General features: G+C 70.6%; 17 protein-coding genes. 9 read left to right on the plus strand and 8 right to left on the minus strand.

Features of this window, described 5'->3' with window-relative positions:
* Window positions 1-55 precede the first annotated feature (55 nt).
* Window positions 56-1,339 carry an alpha/beta hydrolase gene (locus tag AC3WLN_RS04185; RefSeq protein WP_492479752.1) on the minus strand — a complete coding sequence of 428 codons (1,284 nt, stop codon included), beginning with the start codon at window positions 1,337-1,339 and terminating at the stop codon, window positions 56-58.
* 241 nt (window positions 1,340-1,580) lie between these two features.
* Between AC3WLN_RS04185 and AC3WLN_RS04190 the strand changes: the two genes are divergently transcribed.
* The 7 genes from AC3WLN_RS04190 (at window position 1,581) to AC3WLN_RS04220 (ending at window position 9,890) form a co-directional block, all read left to right on the plus strand.
* Window positions 1,581-2,762 carry a polysaccharide biosynthesis/export family protein gene (locus AC3WLN_RS04190; RefSeq protein ID WP_492479754.1) on the plus strand — a complete coding sequence of 394 codons (1,182 nt, stop codon included), beginning with the start codon at window positions 1,581-1,583 and terminating at the stop codon, window positions 2,760-2,762.
* A 220-nt stretch (window positions 2,763-2,982) separates the two neighbouring features.
* On the plus strand, window positions 2,983-4,116 hold the full coding sequence (locus AC3WLN_RS04195) for a branched-chain amino acid ABC transporter substrate-binding protein (protein WP_492479756.1): 1,134 nt from the start codon (window positions 2,983-2,985) through the stop codon (window positions 4,114-4,116).
* A gap of 199 nt (window positions 4,117-4,315) precedes the next feature.
* Window positions 4,316-5,428, plus strand: coding sequence for a TRAP transporter substrate-binding protein (locus AC3WLN_RS04200; RefSeq protein ID WP_492479758.1), 1,113 nt, complete (start codon window positions 4,316-4,318; stop codon window positions 5,426-5,428).
* A gap of 417 nt (window positions 5,429-5,845) precedes the next feature.
* Window positions 5,846-7,246: a deoxyribodipyrimidine photo-lyase gene (locus AC3WLN_RS04205; protein WP_492479760.1), complete on the plus strand. Its 1,401-nt coding sequence runs from the start codon at window positions 5,846-5,848 to the stop codon at window positions 7,244-7,246.
* A gap of 202 nt (window positions 7,247-7,448) precedes the next feature.
* Window positions 7,449-8,771 carry a chloride channel protein gene (locus tag AC3WLN_RS04210; protein WP_492479879.1) on the plus strand — a complete coding sequence of 441 codons (1,323 nt, stop codon included), beginning with the start codon at window positions 7,449-7,451 and terminating at the stop codon, window positions 8,769-8,771.
* A gap of 74 nt (window positions 8,772-8,845) precedes the next feature.
* Window positions 8,846-9,025 carry a DUF1328 domain-containing protein gene (locus tag AC3WLN_RS04215; RefSeq protein WP_056213599.1) on the plus strand — a complete coding sequence of 60 codons (180 nt, stop codon included), beginning with the start codon at window positions 8,846-8,848 and terminating at the stop codon, window positions 9,023-9,025.
* 10 nt (window positions 9,026-9,035) lie between these two features.
* Window positions 9,036-9,890: an SDR family NAD(P)-dependent oxidoreductase gene (locus tag AC3WLN_RS04220; protein ID WP_492479762.1), complete on the plus strand. Its 855-nt coding sequence runs from the start codon at window positions 9,036-9,038 to the stop codon at window positions 9,888-9,890.
* A gap of 338 nt (window positions 9,891-10,228) precedes the next feature.
* Here AC3WLN_RS04220 and AC3WLN_RS04225 read toward each other — a convergent pair whose 3' ends face one another.
* Window positions 10,229-11,902 (minus strand): lysine--tRNA ligase, encoded by a 1,674-nt coding sequence (locus AC3WLN_RS04225; RefSeq protein ID WP_492479764.1) that lies wholly within the window; start codon window positions 11,900-11,902, stop codon window positions 10,229-10,231.
* Window positions 11,903-12,137: 235 nt separating this feature from the next.
* Entirely contained in the window at window positions 12,138-12,962 is an 825-nt protein-coding gene (locus tag AC3WLN_RS04230; protein WP_492479881.1) for a transporter substrate-binding domain-containing protein, read from the minus strand.
* Between the two features lie 144 nt (window positions 12,963-13,106).
* Here AC3WLN_RS04230 and AC3WLN_RS04235 point away from each other — a divergent pair, with 144 nt between their 5' ends.
* Complete coding sequence (locus AC3WLN_RS04235) at window positions 13,107-14,966, plus strand: glycosyltransferase (protein ID WP_492479766.1); 1,860 nt, start codon at window positions 13,107-13,109, stop codon at window positions 14,964-14,966.
* 349 nt (window positions 14,967-15,315) lie between these two features.
* On the opposite strand, the gene AC3WLN_RS04240 is transcribed toward AC3WLN_RS04235, so the two are convergent.
* The 3 genes from AC3WLN_RS04240 to AC3WLN_RS04250 form a co-directional block, all read right to left on the minus strand.
* Window positions 15,316-16,200 carry a dihydrodipicolinate synthase family protein gene (locus AC3WLN_RS04240; protein WP_492479768.1) on the minus strand — a complete coding sequence of 295 codons (885 nt, stop codon included), beginning with the start codon at window positions 16,198-16,200 and terminating at the stop codon, window positions 15,316-15,318.
* Between the two features lie 75 nt (window positions 16,201-16,275).
* The gene (locus AC3WLN_RS04245) at window positions 16,276-16,857 is read right to left on the minus strand and encodes an SCO family protein (protein ID WP_492479770.1); all 582 of its coding nucleotides are present in this window, start codon (window positions 16,855-16,857) and stop codon (window positions 16,276-16,278) included.
* 103 nt (window positions 16,858-16,960) lie between these two features.
* Window positions 16,961-17,311, minus strand: coding sequence for a metalloregulator ArsR/SmtB family transcription factor (locus AC3WLN_RS04250; protein WP_492479772.1), 351 nt, complete (start codon window positions 17,309-17,311; stop codon window positions 16,961-16,963).
* Between the two features lie 91 nt (window positions 17,312-17,402).
* On the opposite strand from AC3WLN_RS04250, the gene AC3WLN_RS04255 reads away from it, so the two are divergent.
* A complete protein-coding gene (locus AC3WLN_RS04255; RefSeq protein ID WP_492479774.1) occupies window positions 17,403-18,332 on the plus strand; it encodes a fatty acid desaturase in 930 nt (309 codons plus the stop codon).
* Window positions 18,333-18,357: 25 nt separating this feature from the next.
* Here AC3WLN_RS04255 and cysG read toward each other — a convergent pair whose 3' ends face one another.
* Together cysG and AC3WLN_RS04265 are read right to left on the minus strand one after the other, a co-directional pair.
* Complete coding sequence (cysG, locus tag AC3WLN_RS04260; protein WP_492479776.1) at window positions 18,358-19,851, minus strand: siroheme synthase CysG; 1,494 nt, start codon at window positions 19,849-19,851, stop codon at window positions 18,358-18,360.
* A 39-nt stretch (window positions 19,852-19,890) separates the two neighbouring features.
* Window positions 19,891-22,563, minus strand: a complete 2,673-nt coding sequence (locus AC3WLN_RS04265; RefSeq protein ID WP_492479778.1) for a nitrate reductase — start codon at window positions 22,561-22,563, stop codon at window positions 19,891-19,893.
* Between the last annotated feature and the right edge of the window lie 45 nt (window positions 22,564-22,608).

Genomic DNA, 22,608 nt, shown 5'->3' on the forward strand with positions numbered 1-22,608 from the left:
GGGAGATAGGATTGTGCGGAAACATGCCCGCCGGCGGTTTGCTTCCCGGGACGTCTCAGGGCGCGAGCGCCGCCAACGGACAGGGAGCGGGCAGAATGGGATCGAGGGCCCGCTCGCGCAGGCGCTGCGGGCCCAGGGTCATCGCGAAGAAGTCGTAGTAGCCGCGCCGGTCGTTGGCGAGGAGGAACTGGAAGTGCATCCGGAACGGACGCCAGCGCACCTTCCGGTAGGTCTCGGTGCTGATGATCTCCCGGAACCGTGCCGAGCGTACCAGGGGGTTCGCGATCGACCTGCCCTGGAGGTCGAGGTCGAGATGTTCCACCGGATTGAAGCCGGGGAAGTTCATCCAGTCCTGGGGTGCCTGGAAATCGGCCCAGACGAGGCGCTGCGAGGTCACGAGGCTGGCGATCTCGCAGCGCAGACCCTTCGCCGTGCCCTGCATCGCCACCAGGGGCAGGCCGGACCCCAGGGTGACCAGGGCGAGCGTGGTCGCTCCGGTGCCGAGGCACGGATCGCGGGCGAGCACCCGGGCGGTCACCTCCACGGCGCTCAGGGCTCCCGAGGAATGGCCGAGAATCAGGACCTCGTCGGGCGGGTCGCCGGCCGCCAAGGCGTTGCAGCGCGCGAGGACATGCGCGGTGAAGGCCTCGAGCCGGCGCTCGTAATCCGGCCGCCGGCCCTGGCCGTGCTGCCAGTTGAAGACCCAGTCGTTCAGGAGTTGCCAGAAGAAGATCCGGTTGAGGAAGGCTTCCATCGCCTTGATCCAGGCGAGGCCGAGGAGGAGGCCCACGGGCAGCGTCACCCAGAGCGGCCATCCGAGGCTGTGTCCGAAGGCCGTTCCCAGATGAGCATGCACGAAGGCGGCGATGGCCAGGGTGCACAGGACGAGGAGCAGGACCATCACCAGCGGGTAGAGGATGACGTTGCCGTACTTCCAGTTCAGCCGGTAGAATCGCAGCATCAGGCCGGAGACGATGGTCTGGAGCGTGCCGACGACTAGGAGGGCGACGCTCACGGGCCGCCGGCGCCGGAAGTCCTCGCGGACGATGTCGTCCCAGAGGAGCACGTCGTAGGTGGTCTCGGCGCCCTGCACGGCAGGCTGGCCGGCCACCCGCCAGCTCTGTACGAGCCCGTCGGCGCAGAGAGTCGCACCGGATACCGCGCGCTTCGGCTCTCCGAAGCGCTTGGCGTAGCGGGCCAGTTCTCGCACGAACAGCATTCGGTAGCGGCTGCTGCCCTCGGGATCGTAACCCGGAATATAAAAGACGTGCCGTCGTCGGACCGATCCCGGAACACCCTGAGCGAGCCCAGGCGGTGTGTAGTCGAACGACGCTGTCATCGAATCCGGTTCTGCCGAAACCCAGGTCAGGCAAATTCACTGATGCCGTCCGGACGAGAACGCACATCGCGTTGCTCCTTTCAAGTATCGTCTCGGACACGATTTTTTTGGGAAAGGCGTGGGTAGTGGGGACGGCTGGCGGCTGGTGGGCGCTCACCGCGAGACTGTGTCCCGCCCGCCACGGACAGGGGCCCGGCGATGGTCTAGGCAGCCCATGAGAGAAACCGACAGGCGATCCCGCATGCGCGCACTGCCTTTGGCCCTCTGCACCGTTCTAGGCACCGCCCTGGCGGTGTCGGGCTGCTCGTCGCTCCTACCCGCTGCCGGACCGACGACGGGTGCGGTGGTGGAGGGGGCGGACGTGTCCACGAGCGAGGGCACGTTCGCGCGCTACGAGATCGTGGACCTGTCGGCGGCCACCATCGAGGCCCTGCGCGGTCGCGCGCTGGACAGCCTGCTGGCCTCCTTCGGCGACCGGCGCCCTTCCCTCGAAGCCGTGATCGGGGTGGGCGACTACGTGGCCGTCTCGGTCTGGGAAGCGGGCTCGGGCGGCCTGTTCTCCGGGCCTCTGGTGGCCGACCGCTTCTCGGCCGGGTCCAAGTCCGCCCTCATCCCCGAGCAGGTGGTGCCCCGCGACGGGGCCATCAGCGTGCCCTATGCCGGGCGCATCCAGGTGGCCGGGCGCCGGCCCCAGGACGTGCAGGCCCTCATCGAGACCGAGCTCGCCGGCAAGGCGATCCAGCCCCAGGTGCTGGTCTCGGTCACCAAGGCGGTGTCCCAGACGGTGACCGTCACCGGCGAGGTCGTGGCCGGGGCCCGGGTGCCGCTCTCGGGCAAGGGCGACCGCCTGCTCGACGTGGTGGCCACCGCCGGGGGCGTGCGCGCGCCGGTCAACGAGACCTTCGTGCGGCTCTCGCGCGGACCGCAGACCGCCACGGTGCCGCTGACCACGGTGGTGTCGAACCCGGCCGAGAACATCTTCCTGCGCCCGGGCGACACCCTGACCCTGGTGCGCGATCCCCAGACCTTCCTGGCGGTGGGCGCGCTCGGCAACGCCACCGAGATCCCGTTCCAGGCCGAAGGCATCACGCTTGCCCAGGCGCTGGCCAAGGCCCGCGGCCTGTCCGACTTCCAGGCCGATCCCTCGGGCACCTTCATCTTCCGCTTCGAGCCGGCCGCGGTGGTGCGCCGCCTGAAGCCCGGCAGCCCGCTGCTCGGCACCCCGCTGGTGCCGGTGGTCTACCGGATCAACATGCGCGACCCCAACAGCCTGTTCCTGACCCAGGCCTTCCGCATGCGCAACCGCGACCTCGTCTACGTCTCCAACGCCCCCTTCACCGAGGTCCAGAAGGTCCTCTCCGTCTTCTCAACCGTCACCGCGCCGATCACCGCCGGCGCCTCGGTCTACGCGACGGCCCGATGAGGCGTGCGCGGATGCGGGCGTGCCGCGGTCGCGGCCGCGGCTCACGCACGCGCCGAAGGTCCCCCTTGCGTTCTGGCGCGGCATCGCGCACGGGTCGCTCGGGCTCGATCGATGCCGGAAGGTGCCGGGCCGTGGACCCGGTGCACGCGCCGAACCTTGGCGGCTCGCCGATCCGCCTCTATCTGTAAGCGAGGTCGACCGAGGCGTGAGACGGGGCGGGATGAGGTTCAGACGCGCGGCCCGGCGCTTCGGGCGCGCCGGCGGCTTGGCTGGCAGCCTGTTCCTCGCCGCCGCGTTTCTCGGCGCCGCCCCGGCCCGGGCCGACGTGGTGATCGGCGTCGCCGTCCCGCGCTCGGGCGCCTACGTGGCTGTGGGTGAGCAGGTCCTGCGCGGGGTCCAGGCCGCGGCCCGCGATGCCAATGCCAAGGGTGGGCTCGACGGTCAGACCATCGTGCTCGACGTGCAGGACGATGCCTGCGACTCCAACAAGGCCGTGGCGGTGGCCAATCACTACGCGACCCAGGGCGTGCGCCTCGTGGTCGGCCACGTCTGCTCGAACGCATCGCTGGCGGCCTCCGAGGTCTACGCCGCCAACGGCACGGTGATGATCACCGCCGCCTCCGTGGCCGCCAAGCTCACCGACCGGGGTCTGCCGACGATCTTCCGGGTCTGCGGGCGCGATGACGATCAGGCCAAGCTCTCGGCCACCGTGCTGGCCGAGCGGTTCCGCGAGAAGAAGATCGCCATCCTCAACGACCTGACGCCGGGCTCGCGCAACCTCGCCGCCGCCACCAAGGAAAACCTCAACCGGATCGGCATCAACGAGGCCATCGCCACCGCCTTCGCGGCGGGCGATGCCGATGATGCGGCCCTCGCCGACCGGCTGAAGGAGGCCGGGATCGCGGTGGCGTATTATGGCGGCGACGCCCGGGAGATGGGCCGTCTCGTGCGGATCTCCGCGGAGCGCGGGTTCAAGCCGCAATGGTTCGGGACCTCGGCCATCGCCACCCAGGAATTCGCCACGATCGCCGGGCCGGCCAGCAACGGCGTGCTGATGACCTTCTACCTCGATCCGCGCCGCAAACCGGAGGCCGCTGCCGTGGTCGCCGCCTTCAAGGCCGAGGGCGTCGAGCCGGAAGGGTCGACGATCTACGGCTACGCCGCGCTCCAGGCGCTCGTGGCAGCCGGCAACTTCGCCCATACGACGGAATCGAAGCGGATCGCCGTCACCCTGCACGCGGAGCGCTTCGACCTGGTGCTCGGTTCGGTCGGGTTCGACGGCAAGGGCGACGTCACCGCCCAGGGCTACGTCCTCTACGTCTGGAACGACGGCACTTTCACCTACGCCAAGTAGTTTTCACCTACGCCAAGTGGTTTTGCCGACCCTGAGGCCGGGTGGCTTTCGCCGGCTCGTGTCCGCTGCGGTGCGGTCGCGACGTATCCGAACGTTTCGGGATCGTTTCCGGTCCTTCGTCGTTCGTGAACGGCGGACGTTCTGGCCGCGGACCGATCGCGCCGCAACGGGACGATTCGAGATCTTTCAGCGAGGCGTCATGCCCCTATCCTCCGTGCCCCCGGTTCCCGGGCGCCGTGCTCTCCTCTCCACGGGCCTCGGTGGTGCGGCGGCTCTCCTGGCGGCGCCCGCACGCGCCGAGGCGTCGCCGGACGTGCGCTGGCGTCTCGCTTGTGCTTTTCCCAAGAATCTCGACATCCTGTTCGGCGCCACCGAGATGCTCGCCCGCATCGTCGCGGAGGCCAGCGACGGCCGCTTCCAGATCCAGCCCTCGGGGCCCGGCGAACCGGTGCCGGCCGAGGGCCTCCTCGACGCCGTGGCCGCCGGCACCGTCGAGATGGGCTACGGTCCTGCGACCCTGGGACTGGCCAAGGACCCGACCTTTGCCCTGGCCACCGCCCTCCCCTTCGGCTTGAACGCACGCGGTCAGAGCGCCTGGTGGTTCCAGGGCGGTGCCGCCGAGCTGTTCGGTGAGATCTTCGCCAAGCACGGGCTGGTCGCTGTGCCGGCGGGGAATACCGGGGCCCAGATGGGCGGATGGTTCCGCCGCGAGATCAAGGCGCAGGCCGATCTCCAGGGCCTGAAGATGCGGATCGGCGGCCTCGGCGGGCAGGTGCTGGCCAAGCTCGGGGTGGTGCCGCAGGCGACCCCGGGGCCGGACATCTATGCCGCTCTCGAGGCCAAGACGATCGACGCCGCGGAGTGGATCGGCCCCTACGACGACGAGAAACTCGGGCTCCAGAAGGTGGCGCCGATCTATCACTATCCCGGATTCTGGGAGGGCGCCTCGATGCTCCATCTCTGGATTCAGGCCGATGCGTGGAAGGGGTTGCCCAAGAACTATCGGGCGATTGTCCAGGCGGCGGCCGCCCAGGTCCATGCCGACGTGCAGGCCAAGTACGACGCGCGCAACCCGCGTGCCCTGCGCCGCCTCGTGGCGGGCGGGGCGCAGCTTCGCCCGTTCCCGCAGGACGTCATGGAGGTCGCCCTCAAGACCGCCAACGACGTCTATGCCGAGATCGGCGCCAAGAACGCCGATTTCAAGCGGGTCCACGAGGCGATGAAGACCTTCCGGAACGAGGAGTACCTCTGGTTCCAGGTGGCGGAGTACACCTACGACAACTTCATGATCCGCGCCCGTGCTCGAGGATGACAGGGCCGGACAGAAAAAAGGCCGCTCCGAAGAGCGGCCCGAAGTCTAGGGAGGAAACGCCCAAGGAGGGCAGCAGGACCGCGACGCCATCGCGTTCCCGCAATGCACAATCTGAACCTCTCATACGGAATTGCAAGGCGGATAGGGCAGTATCCGTGTCGCTTTTCGTGCCCCTGCACACGTTGCCCCATTTCTGTATCCAAAATGACGCACCCGAGCAGCCGGAAAATGCTGGTCGGGTGCGGTGTGTCCCGATCCAAGTGATGATGGGTCAAGGGTTTGCGCGAATTCAGTTTTCGCGGATTTCTCTGCTGGATCCTCAGGCATCCGCCACCTTTCCCCGGTTTTTTCTGCCTGGGGTGCCGCGCGGAGCGACCACCCCACCTTTCATGACGAACCAGGAGGCGATGAGCGGCGATGGCGATTCAGGCGGGACGGATTCGGGTCCTCAAGGAAGCCGAGCACCGGGTGGAGGGACGCTACGTCCTCTACCTCCTGCAGCAGGCGAATCGCGCCCATGAGAACCAGGCGCTCGAACTGGCGATCGAGGAGGCCAACCGGCTCGGCCTGCCGGTGCTCGCCTGTTTCGGGCTGCTCGACGGCAAGAGCGGCTTTCCCGAAGCCAATGCCCGGCATTACGCCTTCCTGCTCCAGGGACTCGCCGATGCGGCGGCCGGTCTGAAGGCCCGGGGCATCGGCTTCTGCCTGCGCAAGGCCTCACCCGCCCGGGTCGCCATCGATCTGGCCAAGGACGCCGCCCTCCTCGTCCTCGACCGTGGCTATCTCGCGATCCAGAAGGGCTGGTACGGCGAGATCGTGGAGGCCGTCGACACCCGGATCGTCCAGGTGGAGGGGGACGTCGTGGTGCCGGTCGAGGTCGCTTCGACGAAGCACGAATATGCCGCCCGCACCCTGCGCCCCAAGCTGCACAAGCATCTCGACGACTACGTCGCGCCCCTGACGGCCCGGAAGGTGAAGCACCCGGCAGGGCGCGGTCTTCCGAAATCCGAGGTCGACATCGCTGACCCGGAGGCGGTGCTGGCCGGCATGAGCCTCGACCGTATCGTCGCTCCGGTGCGTCGCTTCACCGGCGGCGAGACCGAGGCGCGACGGCGTCTCAAGGCCTATCTCGAAGGCCCCTTCGCCGATTACGGCAGCGCTCGCAACCGGCCGGAGGCCGGGGCGGCCTCGCACATGAGCCCCTACCTTCATTTCGGCCAGATCTCGCCCGTCGAGATCGTGCTGGCGGTCCGCGCCGCCAAGGCCGGCGGCCGCGAGGACAAGGCGTCCTACGTCGAGGAGGTGGTGATCCGGCGTGAGTTGGCGATGAACCACGTCCACTACACGGAGGGCTACGACAGCTACGCGCGCGCCGTTCCCGAATGGGCGCGCAAGGTCCTGGCCGAGCATGCCGACGACCCACGGCCGAAGACCTACACCGAGGCCGAGCTCGCCGAGGGCAAGACGCACGACGTCTACTGGAATGCCGCTCAGGCCGAGATGCGCGAGACCGGCTACATGCACAACCATCTGCGCATGTACTGGGGCAAGAAGATCCTCGAATGGTCGCCCAGTCCCGAGGAGGGCTTCGCCCGGACGCTCAGGCTCAACAACCGTTACTTCCTCGACGGGCGCGATCCGAACTCATTCACCAACGTCGCCTGGGTCTACGGTTTGCACGATCGCCCCTGGGCCAGGCGCAAGATTTTCGGGACGGTGCGTTACCAGAGCGAGAATTCCCTGCGGAAATTCGACGCCAAGGCTTATCTCCGGACCGTCGAAGATCTCTGCCGAGCGGAAGCGGGGGATGAGGGCTGACGCCCGTCGGGGTATGCCCCTTGCCTGCGGCTCCAGCCGAAGTCCGTTTCCCCGATACCTGCCCCGAGCCGCGGATCGCATGCCTCCAATCCGCCCACCCAAGGTGTTGCGAGCCCGTGTCGTGCAGACCAAGTTCCTGCAGACCAAGCTCCTGCAGGTCAAAGTCCTGCACACCAAGGTCCGGTCCGGGATGACCCCGCGTATGCGGCGCCTGGGCGGGGCCACCCGCGACGCGTTCGGATTGTGGCGCCACCGCCTGCTGTTCCTGGTCGGCGGCATCGGCGTGGGGCTCGCCGCCGTAGTGATGGCGGCGCTGGCCGATGCGGCGCAAGCGGGCTTCCGGCGGGTGCTCGGCCTCTCGACCCTGATAGCCCTCGGCCTGACGCCCCTCGGGTTCGCCCTCTGCGCCTGGCTCGCCCGCGACGTCTTTCCGAACGCGCAGGGGTCGGGCATTCCCCAGGTGATCGCGGCGCGCCAGACCGGGCGGCTCGCCTTGCGCCGGTCCCTGGTCTCCCTGCGGGTCGCGGTGGGCAAGATCGTGGTGATGAGCCTCGGCCTGCTGTTTGGCGCCTCCACGGGGCGAGAGGGGCCGACGGTGCAGGTCGGGGCCGCGATCATGGCGGCGGCCGGTCACCTCACGCCGGAGCGGGTGCCGGGGCTGATCCTCGCGGGCGGGGCGGCGGGCGTGGCCGCGGCCTTCAACACGCCGCTCGCCGGCATCGTCTTCGGCATCGAGGAGCTCGGCAGGGCCTACGAGGCTCGCACGGGCGGGCTCATCGTCGCCGCCATCGTGGCGGCGGGGCTCACCGCGATGGCGCTCACCGGCAACTACACCTACTTCGGCACCTCCAACGTCGCCCTGCCCTTCGGGCCGGGCTGGATCGCCGTGCCGGTGCTCGGGGTCTTGGGCGGCCTCGCCGGCGGCGGCTTCTCCCGAATCGTCATCCTGTTCGCACGCGGCCTGCCCGGGCGCCTCGGGGCTGCCATTTCCGCCCGTCCCGTCGCCTTCGCGGCGGCCTGCGGCCTCGGGGTCGCCCTGTGCGGACTCGCGTCCGGCGGCGCGGTCTACGGCACCGGTTACGAGGAGGCGCGCGCCCTCCTGCACGGCACGGCCGATTCACATCCCGATTTCGCGCCGCTGAAGTTCGTCGCCACCCTGCTCTCGGCGATCAGCGGCATTCCCGGCGGGCTGTTCGCCCCCTCCCTCAGCGTCGGGGCCGGCCTCGGCGCCGCCCTGCAGGGCTGGTTCTCCGGCGTGCCGGTGTCCGCCCTGGTGCTCGTCGGCATGGTCGCCTACCTGACCGGCGCCCTGCAGGCGCCGATCACCGCCTTCGTCATCGTCACCGAAATGACTCAGGACCACGCCCTGATGATCCCGCTCATGGTGGCGGCTCTGATCGCCGACGCCGTCTCGAAGGCGGTCTGCCGCGAGGGGCTCTACCATGCTCTGGCGCACATCCTCCTGGAGCGGGCCGCCGCGGAGGAGCGCCCTGCTGTCCCGGCCCGGCCCGGAGCGGCTTCGTAAAACAGCCGAGCTTGGGCGGAACGCATGGCTCCGCAAGCGGTTATCGGTCGGTTCCGCGAGCTGGAGTGTTGCGCATGACCCTGCTGAAATGGGCTCTCATCTGTTTCGTGATCTCCCTCATCGCGGGCGGCCTCGGCTTCACCGGCATCGCCTCGGGAGCCGGCTCGCTGGCCCGCATCCTGTTCGGCCTGTTCCTGGTCGTGGCCATCGTCATCGTGGTCGTGGCCTTCGCCATCGGGCAGGCGGTATTTTAGGGCGGCATCGGTGCCGGAGCGGATCGCCCTCGTCACCGGAGCGACCTCCGGCATCGGCACCGAGACGGCCCGCGGTCTCGCTCGCGCCGGGTTCCGCGTCGGCCTCGTCGGCCGGGATCCCGGGCGCACCGAACGCACGGCCGCCCAGATCCGGGAGGCCGTGCCCGGCGCCCTGATCGACGGCTTCGTGGCCGACCTCGCGTCGCAGGCGGAGATCCGCCGCCTCGCCGCCGAAGTCCGGGCTTCGTATTCGCGCCTCCACGTCCTGGTGAACAATGCCGGCGCGATCTTCGACCGTTACGCCACGACGGTGGACGGGATCGAGCGGACCTGGGCCCTCGACCATCTCGCCTACCTGCAGCTCAGCCTCGAACTCCTCGATCTGCTGAAGGCCGCTGCACCGGCACGGATCGTCAGCGTCGCCTCGAGGGCGCATCGACGCGGACGGATCGCCTTCGATGACATAGGCCACGCCCGCCGTTACAGCCCGATTGCCGTCTATTCCCAAGCCAAGCTCGGCAATGTGCTGTTCAGTGCCGCCCTCGCGCGGCGGCTCTCAGGCAGCGGCGTCACCAGCAACGCTCTGCATCCCGGTGTCATCGCCAGTGGATTCGCATCGGGAACGGGCGGCTGGCTCGGCCTCGGCTGGCGCCTGATCCGGCCCTTCCTGTCGAGTCCAGAGGACGGGGCCGCGACATCGCTGTACCTCGCGACCTCTCCCAGGGTCGAAGGCGTCAGCGGGCTCTACTTCGAGCGCTGCAAGGCCGTGCCGTCCTCGGCCCTGGGTCGGGACACAGCGCTTCAGGAGCGGGTCTGGGCCGTCAGCCTAGCGCAGTTGGGCCTAGTCGATCCGCTGCGGCCCTAGGGGAGGCCTGGGCGGCGTTCATGCGTGAACGGTTGAAATCGTTTTCATGCACTGGACGCATGCCCGATCCCCCACGGAAGCAATTGCATGGTGCGGTGCGAGATGGCATTTGAACGCCATGCACCGCGGCGATGGCGTCGCCGCGGTGTGCCCTTCTTGGGCGTTTCCTCCCTAGACTTCGGGCCGCTCCCTCACCGGGGCGGCCTTTTTTCTGTCCAGTGGATGAGCGTTTTATCCGCCCCTTGGCGCGCCGACAAGCAAAATTGTGCGCAATCGCACGACGAGGCGCAGACATTATTCTGCGCCGGCTCTCTCGATCCGGCTTTCAACGCCTGCGATCACCCCGCCGGGGGCTGTGCCAGGAAGGCGCCGGACAGGGCCTGTTCGATCAGCGCCCGCGTTTCTGCAACGCCGTAGAGCGCGATGAACGAGCCGAAGCGCGGTCCCCGCGCCTCACCAAACAGCACGTTGTAGATCGTGCTGAACCACGCCTGCGATACGCCGGGGCGCCCGTCCGGGCTCTTGGCCTTGCCCGACAGGTCGGGGAAGTGCCTTCGCCCGACTTCGTAGACCACAGCCTGCAGGCCTTCGGGATCGACAGAGTTCTCGTGCACGGCAAGCGTGGCGGAGAGATCCTCCAGTGCCGCCCGTTCCGCCTCGGTGGCGGCGCGGTAGGTCTTGGCCGGCCGCACCAGATCGCGGAAATACGCCAGTGCATGCCCGACCAGGCGGGCGAGCACCGGATGGGTCTCCGGCCCGACATCCGGGTCGTAGCGGCGGATGAAGCCCCACAGCACCGCCGGGTCCTCGGTGTTGGCCACCGCCGCGAGGTTGAGGAGCATGGCGAAGGTCAGCGCGCCGCCCTTGCCGACCGCCTCGGCTGCCGGTGGATGTCCGGCATGCAGGTGCCAGACCGGATTGCCGAGCTTCTGCGCCGGCTCCTGGCCGGGGAACTTCTCGAGGAAGCCGAGATAGTCGTCGACCTGTCGCGGAATCATCTCCACGAACAGGCGCTTGGCCTCGCGCGGCTTGTTGTACATGAACAGCGCCAGGCTGTCGGCGGTGCCGTAGACCAGCCAGTCGTCGATCGACAGGCCGTTGCCCTTCGACTTGGAGATTTTCTTGCCGTCCTTGTCGAGGAAAAGCTCGTAGTTGAACCCCTCCGGCGGCTCGCCGCCGAGCGCCCGGGCGATCTCGCCGGAGAGCTTGACGGAATCGATGAGATCCTTGCCGGCCATCTCGTAGTCGATGCCCAGCGCCACCCAGCGCATGGCCCAGTCGGGCTTCCACTGCAGCTTGGCATGCCCGCCCGTCACCGGAGTCTCGTACCCCTCGCCGGTCTTCGGGTCGCGCCAGACAAGGGTGCCGGCCGCGACCCGGACCTCGTCGATGGCCACCTGCATCACCTCCCCGGTCACCGGGTGGATGGGCAGGAACGGCGAGTAGCTCGCCGAGCGCTCGGCGCGCAGGGACGGCAGCATGATCGCCATCACGGCGTCGTAGCGCTCCAGAACCGTGAGCAGGGCCGTGTCGAACACGCCCGAGCGATAGCATTCGGTGGCCGAGCGGAACTCGTAGTCGAAGCCGAAGGCGTCGAGGAAGCGACGCAGCTCGGCGTTGTTGTGGGCACCGAAGCTGTCATGGGTACCGAACGGGTCCGGGACGCGGGTCAGTGGCTGGTTCAGAGCACCGATCAGCAGGGGCTTGTTCGGCACGTTGTCCGGGACCTTGCGCAGGCCGTCCATGTCGTCCGAGAAGGCGATCAGCCGGGTCGGCACGCTGTCGTTGGTGAGAACCCGGAAAGCGTACCGGACCATGGAGGTCCGCGCGACTTCGCCGAAGGTGCCGATATGCGGCAGGCCCGAAGGCCCGTAGCCGGTCTCGAACAGGACCTCCGATTTCGGGCGGCGTTCCAGCCGCGCCACGAGCTTGCGCGCCTCCTCGAAGGGCCAGGCCGCGGCGGTGGCGGCCGCCGCGATGAGATCGGGGTCGGAGGGAAGCGGGGACGGCATGGGACAGCGTCAGTTCTGCGAGGATGGTCGGGACGGGCGATCGAGAAGGCCGGCACCGTAGGGAGGGCGACCCGGAGGGTCAACGCGGCAGCCCCGTCGGGACCCGGCCGGAGGAAACCCGGCCTCGGTGCGGGGATCGGCGGCCGCGAAGGGGCCCTCCCCGCGTCCCGGACCGAAGCTCTCGCGGCGTGGCGAAGCCGTCTCGGCGAAGGCCGCCGGGAGGCTGGGCCGGCCCCTAGAACGGGCTCACCGGGAAGAACCTCAGGTACAGCTCGGCGTATGCCCCCTCGTCCCAGAGGCGCTGGAGCGCGTCGTCGAGGGCCCGCGACAGGGCCGGGTCGTCGGGGCGGGTGACGAGGCCGATGCCCTCGCCGAAATAGCGGTTCTCCAGGTAGTCGCCACCCGTGAAGGCGCAGCAGCCCGCGGCGTCGACGCCGCCGATCCAGAGGGCGAGGTTGAGGCCGTCGGCGAAGACGTAGTCGACCTCGCCCCGGCGCAGCGCGCCCTCGGCGCTCGCGAGGTCGGTGAACTCCTTGCCCGCCGCCTTGGGGAAGAACGCCTTGAGGTAGGCGGCGTGCGCGCTGCCGCCGACCACGCCGACGCTGCGCTCGGCGAGGGCGGCCGCGGAGGGTGCGTGCAGGCCTCTGTCGGAGCGGGCGGCGAAGCGGGCCGGCCAGCGGAAATACGGTCGGGTGGCGAGGAAGCGCGCGCGCAGGGCCGGCGTGAGCGGGATCGCGGCGGCGACCACGTCGCCCTGCCGGTCGGCCAGGGCGTCGAGGAGGGTGTCGAAGCGCCGGGCCTGCACCGTGCAGGTCATCGCCAAGCGCTCGCAGACCGCCCGGGCGAGTTCCACCACGAAGCCCGTGGGGGCGCCGTCCGGTCCGGCGAAGTGCAGGGGCGGGAAATCGTCGTCGGTCAGGAAGCGGACCGTGCGCGTGCTCGGCTGGGGCTCCATGCGCTCCTGGCGCGCGCGCGGATTCCAGAAGTTCGGGATCGTCACGCCGTCCGCTCGGGCCGGCGGGGGAGCGGCGAGGCCCCACAGCGCCGCCGCCAGGGCCAAACCGGAGACCCGGCGCCGGAACCGGCTTGCCTTTCGGCGTCCGAACGCAGAAGTTGCAGGCGTGGCGCGCGGGTTGCGCGTGGAATCGGACTGGCTCACGGCCCTCCCCTAGCACATCCGCGGGCCGTCGGGAGGCCGCGCGCGGTGTCGCTCCTCGGTTTCAGCGCTTCCGGCGGGCGGGCCGCCCCGCTGCCGCCCGAAATCGGATTCCTCGCGCATCAGGGCTTCGACGCCGACCGCCTGGCCCGGGCCGCCGCCCTGGCCCGCGCCTGTGGCACCGACGCGGCCACGGCGCTGATCCACGCCGACCTGATCACTGAGGAGGCCTATTACCGCGCCCTCGCGGCCGCCCTCGGAACCGTGTTCCTGGCGGGCGACCTCCCGCTCGGCGACGCCACCCGCTTTCCCGACAGTCTCGTGGCCGGCCTCGCGCCCCTGATGGCGCCGCGATCCCTGGCGTCCTCCGGACCGGCCACGGTCCGCGCGCCGCGCGGGGCGGCCATCGCCGCCCTGCTGCGGACGGGCACGCGCTCGGCCATCACCACCCCGCGCGCCCTGCAGGCGGCGGTGTTTTCGGCCAACCCGGCCGGCATCGCCGCCTATGCCGCCGATACGCTGCAGCGCCACCGGCCCGACTGGGCCCTGGGGGCCGGCAGCCAGGCGCCGCGGCTCGCCATCGTCGGCCTCGTGCTGGGAATCGCCGGCCTCGCCGCGGGGTTCATCCCCGGCCCCGTCCTGATCGCCGCCTGGACCCTGGTGCAGCTCGGCTTCCTCGTCATGGTGACGGTCCGCATCGCCGCCGTCAGCGTCGAGGCCGAACCGCCCTCCGAAGCGCCGCTGCCGGACACCGCCCTGCCGGTCTACACCGTGCTGGTGGCGCTCCACCGCGAGGCCAGGGTGGTGCCGCGCCTCGTGGCGGCCCTGGCGCGCCTCGACTACCCGGCGGCCAAGCTCGACATCAAGCTGGTGATCGAGGCCGACGACCGCGAGACCGCGGCCGCCCTCGCGGCGGCGCGCCTTCCGGCCCGGTTCGAGATCGTCCGGGTGCCGCCGGGCCTGCCCCGCACCAAGCCTCGGGCCCTCAACGCCGCCCTGCCCCTCGCCCGCGGGGCCTGCCTCGTGGTCTACGATGCCGAGGACGTGCCCGATCCGGGCCAGCTCCGCGCCGCCGCGACCCGCTTCGCCCATGCCTCGTCCGCGACGGCCTGTCTGCAGGGCCGGCTCGTGATCGACAACATGGAGGACGGCCGCCTCACCCGCTGCTTCGCCATCGAGTACGCCGCCCTGTTCGATGTCCTGATCCCGGCTCTCGCCTCCTGGCGCGTGCCGATCCCGCTGGGGGGCACCTCGACGCATTTCCGCACCCGCATCCTGCGCGAACTCCACGGGTGGGATGCCTGGAACGTCACCGAGGACGCCGATCTCGGCATCCGCCTCGCCCGGGCGGGCTACCGCGTCGGCGACCTGCGCAGCGACACCCTCGAGGAGGCGCCGCGCGCCCTCCTGCCCTGGCTGCACCAGCGCACCCGCTGGATGAAGGGCTTCCTGCAGACCAGCCTCACCCATTCGCGGGCGCCGCGCCGCACGGCGCGGCAACTCGGCCCCCTCGGCACCCTCTGCGCCGTCGCCCTGGTGCCCGGAACGGTGATCTCCGCCCTCGCCTATCCGGTCCTGATGGGCCGTGCCGCCTACGACTTCGCCGCGTTCGTGGGGTCTGGCTTACCGGCGCCCGGCGGGTTCTGGTCGCATGTCCCGACCGGCACCTCGGTGACGCTGTTCCTGGCCGGGCTGCTCGCCATGCTGCTGCCGGCGGCTCTCGGCTGCGTCCGGCGCGGCTGGTTCGACCTGCTCGTCTTCGTGCCGTGGATGCCGTTCTACTTCCTGCTCGTGAGCCTCGCCGCCTGGTCGGGCCTGTTCGAACTCGTCCGCGCGCCCAATCGCTGGAACAAGACGGAGCACGGCCTCGCCCGGACCTCCCGCACCGGCGCGTTGCGCGCGGGATGAGGAAGGCATTCCATCGAGGCTTCGGTCCCGGAATTCAGGATTGTTAAGTATTAACCTTGGTTTGCGGGCCCTGGGATCGAAAGCGCTGCCCGGACCTGCCGGGCAGCCGCTGCAATCGCGGTGAAGACCGATCCGATCATGAGTATCAGGAAAAGGGCGAACAGCACGAGACCGTTTTCCTCGTCTGGACCGCTCTGTGTTTCACCTCGGGACATCGCAGGTCTCCGATCTGGCTACTACGAGTGTATCGCAATCGGTTTGCCAATGCGATGTGAACCCTTGGGGGAATACACCCTTTTTATTATGCACAACGGCGTGACCTGGTCGCTGGCGGCGCGGCGGAGCCGGATCAACCCAGTTCCAGGGCCGCGAGCGTTTCGGCGACCCTCCGGCGCGCCGTCCCGTCCAGGGGCAGGATCGGACGCGGCGGCTCCGCGCGGCAGAGCCCGAGCAGGTCGGCGCAGGTATAGATCACGCGCAGGCTCGAATAGGTCCGGAACAGGTCCCAGAGCGGTTCCAGCCGGGCGTTCAGGCGCCGCGCCTCGGCGGCGTCGCCGGCGTCGACCGCCCGGACGATCGCCAGGGCGGGTTCCGGAAACAGCCCGGCGGCGACGCTGTACCAGGCCTCGCCGCCCGCCAGCAGGGCCTCGAGGGCGTTCCAGTCGCCGCTGTAGCCGAGGGAGAACCCGGCCGGCACCACGGCGCGCAGCGCGCCGAGATGCTCCGCCGCCCCGCCCGGCTCCGGGGCCGGGCTCTTGATCGCGACGATCCCCGGAACCTCCGCGAGGCGGCCGACGAGGGCCGGCGTGAAGCGGAAATGGGTGGTGCCCGGGTTGTCGTAGAGGCAGAGCGGCAGCCCGGATTCCCGCGCCACCGTCTCGCAATGCACGAACACCTCGTCCTCGGTCAGCGGCGTGTAGGACATCGCCGCGAGGAGCCCGGCCCCGGCCCCGGCCCCCCTGGCGTCCTGGGCCATCCGCACCGCCTCGTCGGTGCGCAGCGCGCCGACGCCGACGAGAACCGGCACGCGGCCCGCCGCCGCCTCGACGGCGGCCTCCACGGCCCGGCGGCGCTGGTGGCGCGCGAGGAACGCATAGGTGCCGGTGCTGCCCAGCAGGCCGATCGATCCGACGCCGGCCGCGACCAGGGGATGCAGCAGGGCGCGCAGGGCGCCGAGGTCGACCTGACCGTCGGCGTTCGCGGGCGTGATCGGAAAGGCCGACAGGACGGTCATGGTCGCTCCAGGGGCAGGCGGACGGGCGGCGGCCGCCCCCGGTGTCCGTTCCGACGGCCTACAGGATTTCGGCGCTCAGAGCATTTTGCCGAGTTCGGCCGCCGCCTCCTCGGGCGGGCGGGCAAGGTTCAGGGCATTGAGGAAGCGGTTCTGGCCGTTCATCACGTAGACGAGGGCGGTGTGCTCCATGGTGTAGTCGCCGTCCTTGGTCGGCACCTTGCGGACATAGGCGCGGTAAGCCTTCACGGCCGCGTTCACCTCGTCGGGCGAGCCGGTCAGGCCGACGATGCGCGGATCGAAGCTCGCCAGGTAGGTCTTCAGGGCGGCCGGGGTGTCGCGCTCGGGGTCGATGGCGATGAACAGCGCGCGGGTGTCCCGGCCCTTCGGCCCGAGGGCCTGGAGCACGTCGCCGATCTGCTGCAGCGTCGTCGGGCAGACGTCGGGGCAATGGGTGAAGCCGAAGAACACGAGGTGGGTCCGGCCCGCATAGTCGCGCTCGGTGACGCGCTGCCCGTCCTGGTTGGTCAGGCTGAAGGGACCGCCGACGCTGCTCGTCCCGGCCTCCTGGGTCTTCGGAGCGAGCACCACGAAGGCGGCGACGCAGAGCCCCACGAGGCCGATCGCGAAGGCGAGGAGGGGCAGGAGCGTGCGACGCATGGAGGGCGGCCTTGCGGTCGAGGGATGTGGCGGCCTCAAGACCACAGGCGCCGCCGCCGGGCAATCCACCAAACCGTCGCCACCAAACCGTCGCCGGGCGGCCTCAGCCCCGTCGCGGTTCGGGCTCGTCCGCGCCCGGCTCGCCCCTGCGCCGGTCCTCCGCCAGGGCCGCGCTCTCGCGCCGGAGCGGCCGGCCGACCGGACAGGCCTCCTGCACGAAGCCGTTGAGGGTGTTGAGCAGGCTGTCCTCCACCTGCCGGTAGAACACGAACTGCCCGCGCTTCTCGCCCACGATCAGCCCGGCCGATTCGAGCACCGAGAGATGCTGCGAGATCGAGGGCTTCGACATCGAGAACCGCCCGGCGATCTCCCCCGCGCTGAGTTCGGTATGGGCGAGATAGGCCAGGATCTTCCGGCGCACGGAGGAGGACAGGGCTTCGAAGACGCGCTGCATGGCCGCAGCAATTAAGCGATGAGCTAACCATTGACAAGATCGGATACAACGGCGTTTAGCTTATTGCCTAAATACAGAAGCAGGCTTCGCCATGGCTGAACCGTTCCGCTGCACCTCCACCGCCCGCATGGTCGCCGATGCGGACACCTCCGCCGCCGAAGGGCACCTGGAATGGGCCCCGGCCAAGTCGCTCTGGATCACCGGGATGGTCGGCACGGCCCTGCTCCTCGGGCCCGCCCTCGTCACCCCCGGGGCCGTCGCGCTGTTCGCGCTCACCACGGTCGTCACCCTCTGCGCCGGCCATTCGGTCGGGATGCACCGGTTGCTCGTCCATCGCAGCTTCTCGGCCCGACCCTCCGTCGCGTATCTCCTGATCTATCTCGGAACGCTGGTCGGCATGGCCGGGCCGGTGGGGATGATCCGCCTTCACGACATGCGGGACTGGGCGCAGCGACAGGCCGAATGCCACGACCTGCACGCCAACCGGCTGCCGATGCTGCGCGACGCCCTCCTGCAGATGCACGCCCGCCTCGTCCTGACGCATCCGCCCCGCTTCCAGCTGGAACCGCGGGTCGCGCAGGACCGGGTGCTCCGGTGGCTGGAGGCCACCTGGATGCTGCAGCAACTGCCCTGGGCCGTGCTGTTCTACGCCTCGGGCGGATGGCCGTGGGTGATCTGGGGCATTCCCGTCCGCATTGCGGTGTCGCTGACGGGGCACTGGCTCGTCGTGCATCTGACCCACCGCAACGGTCCGCAGGGCTGGGTGGTCGACGGCGAATCGGTCCAGGGGCACGATCTGCCGGCCGCGGCCTGGCTGACCTTCGGCGAGGCCTGGCATGCGACGCACCATGCCTGGCCGGACTCGGCGCGCCTCGGAACCGAGCCGGGCCAGGCCGATGCGGGCTGGCGGCTCCTGCGGGTACTGGAGCGCCTGGGACTGGTCTGGGACCTGAAGCAGCCGGGCAACCTGGAGCCCCGGGCCGGGGTGCGCCGGGTCGCGACGGCGGGGGCGCAGCCGTAGCCGCCTCCCTGCGCGCCCTCGGCGCTCAGATCGCGAGCTTGTCCGGCGCGATGGCGGCGATCGCCTCCCGGGCGCCCAGGCGGCTCAGGGCCTCGCCCACCATGAGGAGCGCCGGTCCCTCGTGACCGGAGGCCTCGACCCGGTCGGCGAGGTCGGCGGCGCCGGCCTCGACCACCTGCTGGTTCGGGCGGGTGGCGTTGAAGACGAGCAGCGCCGGGGTCGTCGGCGCGAGGCCCTCGGCGACCGCCCGCTCCAGCAGGACACGAAGCGTCTTCTTGGGCATGTAGACCACGGTGGTCACGCTCGGATCGGCGAGGGCGCCCCAGTTCAGGTCCTCGGGCAGCGCCCCGCGCCGGTCGTGGCCGGTGACGTATTGCAGGCGGCGCGCCGCGTCGCGGTTCGTCAGCGAGACGCAGAGCGAGGCGGCCGCCCCCTGCGCGGCCGAGACGCCCGGAACCACGCTGACCGGGATGCCGGCGGCCCGGCAGGCCTCGATCTCCTCGCCGGCCCGGCCGAACACCAGGGGGTCGCCGGATTTCAGGCGCACCACCTGCTTGCCGGATTTGGCGAGCTGCACCATCAGCGCGTTGATGTCGTCCTGGCGGCAGGACGGGCCGTGCCCGGTCTTGCCCACCAGCATGGTGCGGGCCTCGCGGCGGGCATAGTCGAGGATCTCGGGCGCCACGAGGTCGTCGTACAGGATCACGTCGGCGTTGCGCAGAGCGCGCAGGGCCTTGAGGGTGAGGAGCTCGGCGTCGCCCGGGCCGGCGCCCACCAGCGTCACCGCCCCGCCCTTCGGCGCCGCCTCGGTCTCCCCCAGCAGCTCGGCGAGATCCTGGTCCGTCGGCACCCGGTCGGGCTCCGCGAAGGCGCGATCCGTGAAGCGCTCCCAGAAGGCGCGGCGGTCCGAGAAGCCGTGGAAGCGGCTCGTGACCGCCTCGCGCCAGTCGCGGGCGGCGCCGATCCAGGCCTTGAACCCGCGCGGCAGCATGCCCTCGATCCGGGCCCGCACGGTCTGGCCGAAGACCGGGGCGGCGCCCTCGGTCGAGATGCCCACCACCATGGGCGAGCGGTTGACGATGGCGCCGAACTTCACGTCGCAGAGATGCGGCCGGTCGACCGCGTTGACGATGGCGCCGGTCTTCCGGGCCGCGGTCACGAAGGCGATGCAATCGTCCTCGTCCTCCATGGCGCCGATGCAGAAGGCGGCGCCCGTCAGGTCCTCGGGCTGCCACTGGCGCTCATGTAGGGTCACGGAGCCCGCGACGATCTCGCCCGGCACCGCGCGCAGCTCCTCGCTGGGCTCGGGGGCGTAGACGTCCACCTGCGCCCCGGCGGCGGCCAGCAGCTTCACCTTCCAGGGGGCGCCCCCGTTCGAGCCGGCCAGAACCGCGCGCTTGCCCTGGAGCGGCACGAAGACGGGCAGGACGGCCAGGGGCTCGAGGCCGGCCGGCCCTGAGCCGCGCGTCGATTCGGTGCCGGCGGGCCGGGTTTCACGGGGCTGACGGGGTGTGCTCATGGGGCTCGGAAGTGGGGATCGATTGGGCCGAAAATGAGCCTATGCGGCGTTGCGCGCAAGCACCTCGGGCAGCAGCTTGCGGATCTCGGGGATGCACGAGCCGCAATTCGTGCCGGCCTTGCAGGCCGCGCCCACCGCCTCGACGGTGCCGGCGCCGGCCGCGATGACGCCCGTGATGACGTCGAGGCCGACGCCGTGGCAGGCGCAGACGGTCGGGCCGGCGGAGGCGGTCTCGGCGCGTCCCGACAGGAGGGAGCGCCGGGCGGCGGGCTCCGGTTCGGCCTCGGCGAACAGGGCCTTGGCCTCCTCCCAGCCGGGCCGCGCCTCGGCCGGGCCCAGCGCCAGGCAGGCGACGAGGCGGCCGGCCTCGTAGACGGCGCAGCGGTAGCGCCCGCGGGCATGGTCGGCATATTCGGCGAGGTCGTGGCCCTGGAACAGGCCGCGCATCATCAGCGCCACGGCGCGGGAACTCTCCTGCGTGGCGAATTGCAGGCCCGAGCCGCCGGAGATCGTGGCCCGCGCCCACCACCAGCCCTCCGGCAGGGTGTGCGCGCCGCGGGTGAGCAGGAAGCCGCGGTTGCGGTAGGGCACCGGGGCGATGCCGGCCGGCGTCGCCTTCAATTCGGGCTGGCCGGAGACCGGATCGGGCACGCCCCGCACCAGGGCGCCGACGCGGGCATCCGAGGCGGTGGCGGCGCTCCAGTGGAAGGCCGCGAACAGGTTGCCCGGCCGCACGCCGTCGGTGACCATCGCCTCCAGGGTCGCGGTGCCGTGCGGCGTCGCGATCCGGGCGAGATCGCCCTCCTTCAGCCCGAGGGGGGCGGCGTCGTCCGGGTGGATCTCCACGAAGGGCACGGCGCGGTGGGCCGAGAGGCGCTGGCTCTTTCCCGTGCGCGTCATCGTGTGCCAGTGGTCGCGCACCCGCCCCGTGTTGAGGACGAGGGGGTAGGCCTCGCTCACGCCTTGCGCCAGCGCCGGGGCCTGCACGGCCACGAAGCGGGCGCGCTTGTCGAAGGTGTAGAACTGCCCGTCGGCGAAGAGCCGCGCCTTGGCCTTGCCGCGCTTCGGCAGGGGCCATTGCAGGGGCGGCGTGGCCGCGTAGGCCGCATCGGCCATGTCGCTGACGGCCCCGATATCGAAATCGCGGGTGCCGTTGTTCTCGAAGGCCGAGAGGGCGGCGTGCTCGCGGAAGATCGCGGCGGGGTCCGGATAGGCGAAGGCTTGCGCGTGGCCGAGGCGCTTGGCGACGTCGCAGACGATCTGCCAGTCGGCCCGGGCCTCGCCGGGGGCCTTGAGGAAGCTGCGCTGGCGCGAGATCCGGCGCTCGGAATTCGTCACCGTGCCGTCCTTCTCGCCCCAGGCCAGCGCCGGCAGCAGCACGGTCTTCCTGCCCGTCGCCCGGGCGCTGTCGCTGTCGGCCACCGCCTCCGAGACCACGTAGAGGTCGAGGCCCTTCAGGCTCTCGCGGATCAGGTCGGCGCGCGGCATCGACACGATGGGGTTGGTGCCCATCACCCAGAGCGCCTTGATCTTGCCGCGCTCGATCGCCTCGAACAGGGCGACCGCCTTCATGCCCTCGCCGGTGATGATGTTGGGCGCGCCCCAGAAGCGGCGGACCCGGTCCACCTCCTCGGGGGTGAAGTGCATGTGGGCGGCCAGCATGTTGGCCAGGCCCCCGACCTCGCGCCCGCCCATGGCGTTGGGCTGGCCGGTCAGCGAGAACGGCCCCGCGCCGGGCAGGCCGATGCGGCCGGTGGCGAGGTGGCAGTTGATGATCGCGTTGCCCTTGTCGGTCCCTTGAGCCGACTGGTTCACCCCCTGCGAGAAGGCGGTGACGACGCGCTTCGTGCGGGCGAACAGCTCGAAGAACCGCGCCACCTCGGCCTCGGACAGGCCGGTGGCGGCGGCGGTGGCGGAGATCGTCGGCGCGATGGCGCGCGCCCGCTCCAGGGCGCCGTCGAGGCCGCTCGTGTGGTCGAGGACGAAGCGGTAATCGAGCGAACCGGTGCTGGCGAGGTGCGCCAGCAGGCCGGAGAACAGGGCCGTGTCGGTGCCGGGCTTGAGGCCGAGGAAGAGATCGGCCTCCTCGCCCGTCTGGGTCCGGCGGGGGTCGATCACCACCAGCTTGGTGCCGCGTTTCGCCCGCGCGTCGACCATGCGGCGGAACAGGATGGGGTGGCACCAGGCGGTGTTCGAGCCGACGAGGACGATGAGGTCGGCCTCGTCGAGGTCCTCGTAGCAGCCCGGCACGGTGTCCGAGCCGAAGGCGCGCCGGTGGGCGGCCACCGCGCTCGACATGCACAGGCGCGAATTGGTGTCGACGTGCGGGGTGCCGAGGAAGCCCTTCGCGAGCTTGTTGGCGACGTAGTAGTCCTCGGTCAGGAGCTGGCCCGAGAGGTAGAACGCGATCGCGTCCGGCCCGTGCTGCTCGGCGATCCGGCGCAGGGACCCCGCCACGGTGCCCAGCGCCGATTCCCAGCTCGTGCGCACGCCGTCCACCTGCGGATGCAGCAGGCGGTTGTCGAGGGAGAGCGTCTCGCCCAGCGCCGAGCCCTTGGAGCAGAGGCGCCCGAAATTGGCCGGATGTGCGGTGTCTCCGGCGATGTCCGCACCCCCCTGCCCGTCCGGCGTGGCGAGCACGCCGCAGCCGACGCCGCAATAGGGACAGGTGGTCTTGACGGGGGCGGCCGGTGCCTGGACGTGCGCAGTCATGGCGGAATCCTCGGCGGGTTCTTTTGGCATTGTCGGAGGAGGCAA

This window comes from Methylobacterium sp. FW306-05-D, assembly GCF_058782155.1.

Coding starts and splice junctions, on each gene's coding strand:
- AC3WLN_RS04185 (WP_492479752.1), bottom strand. CDS start 1,339: ATGACAGCGTCGTTCGACTACACACCGCCTGGGCTCGCTCAGGGTGTT.
- AC3WLN_RS04190 (WP_492479754.1), top strand. CDS start 1,581: ATGCGCGCACTGCCTTTGGCCCTCTGCACCGTTCTAGGCACCGCCCTG.
- AC3WLN_RS04195 (WP_492479756.1), top strand. CDS start 2,983: ATGAGGTTCAGACGCGCGGCCCGGCGCTTCGGGCGCGCCGGCGGCTTG.
- AC3WLN_RS04200 (WP_492479758.1), top strand. CDS start 4,316: ATGCCCCTATCCTCCGTGCCCCCGGTTCCCGGGCGCCGTGCTCTCCTC.
- AC3WLN_RS04205 (WP_492479760.1), top strand. CDS start 5,846: ATGGCGATTCAGGCGGGACGGATTCGGGTCCTCAAGGAAGCCGAGCAC.
- AC3WLN_RS04210 (WP_492479879.1), top strand. CDS start 7,449: ATGCGGCGCCTGGGCGGGGCCACCCGCGACGCGTTCGGATTGTGGCGC.
- AC3WLN_RS04215 (WP_056213599.1), top strand. CDS start 8,846: ATGACCCTGCTGAAATGGGCTCTCATCTGTTTCGTGATCTCCCTCATC.
- AC3WLN_RS04225 (WP_492479764.1), bottom strand. CDS start 11,902: ATGCCGTCCCCGCTTCCCTCCGACCCCGATCTCATCGCGGCGGCCGCC.
- AC3WLN_RS04240 (WP_492479768.1), bottom strand. CDS start 16,200: ATGACCGTCCTGTCGGCCTTTCCGATCACGCCCGCGAACGCCGACGGT.
- AC3WLN_RS04245 (WP_492479770.1), bottom strand. CDS start 16,857: ATGCGTCGCACGCTCCTGCCCCTCCTCGCCTTCGCGATCGGCCTCGTG.
- AC3WLN_RS04250 (WP_492479772.1), bottom strand. CDS start 17,311: ATGCAGCGCGTCTTCGAAGCCCTGTCCTCCTCCGTGCGCCGGAAGATC.
- AC3WLN_RS04255 (WP_492479774.1), top strand. CDS start 17,403: ATGGCTGAACCGTTCCGCTGCACCTCCACCGCCCGCATGGTCGCCGAT.
- cysG (WP_492479776.1), bottom strand. CDS start 19,851: ATGAGCACACCCCGTCAGCCCCGTGAAACCCGGCCCGCCGGCACCGAA.
- AC3WLN_RS04265 (WP_492479778.1), bottom strand. CDS start 22,563: ATGACTGCGCACGTCCAGGCACCGGCCGCCCCCGTCAAGACCACCTGT.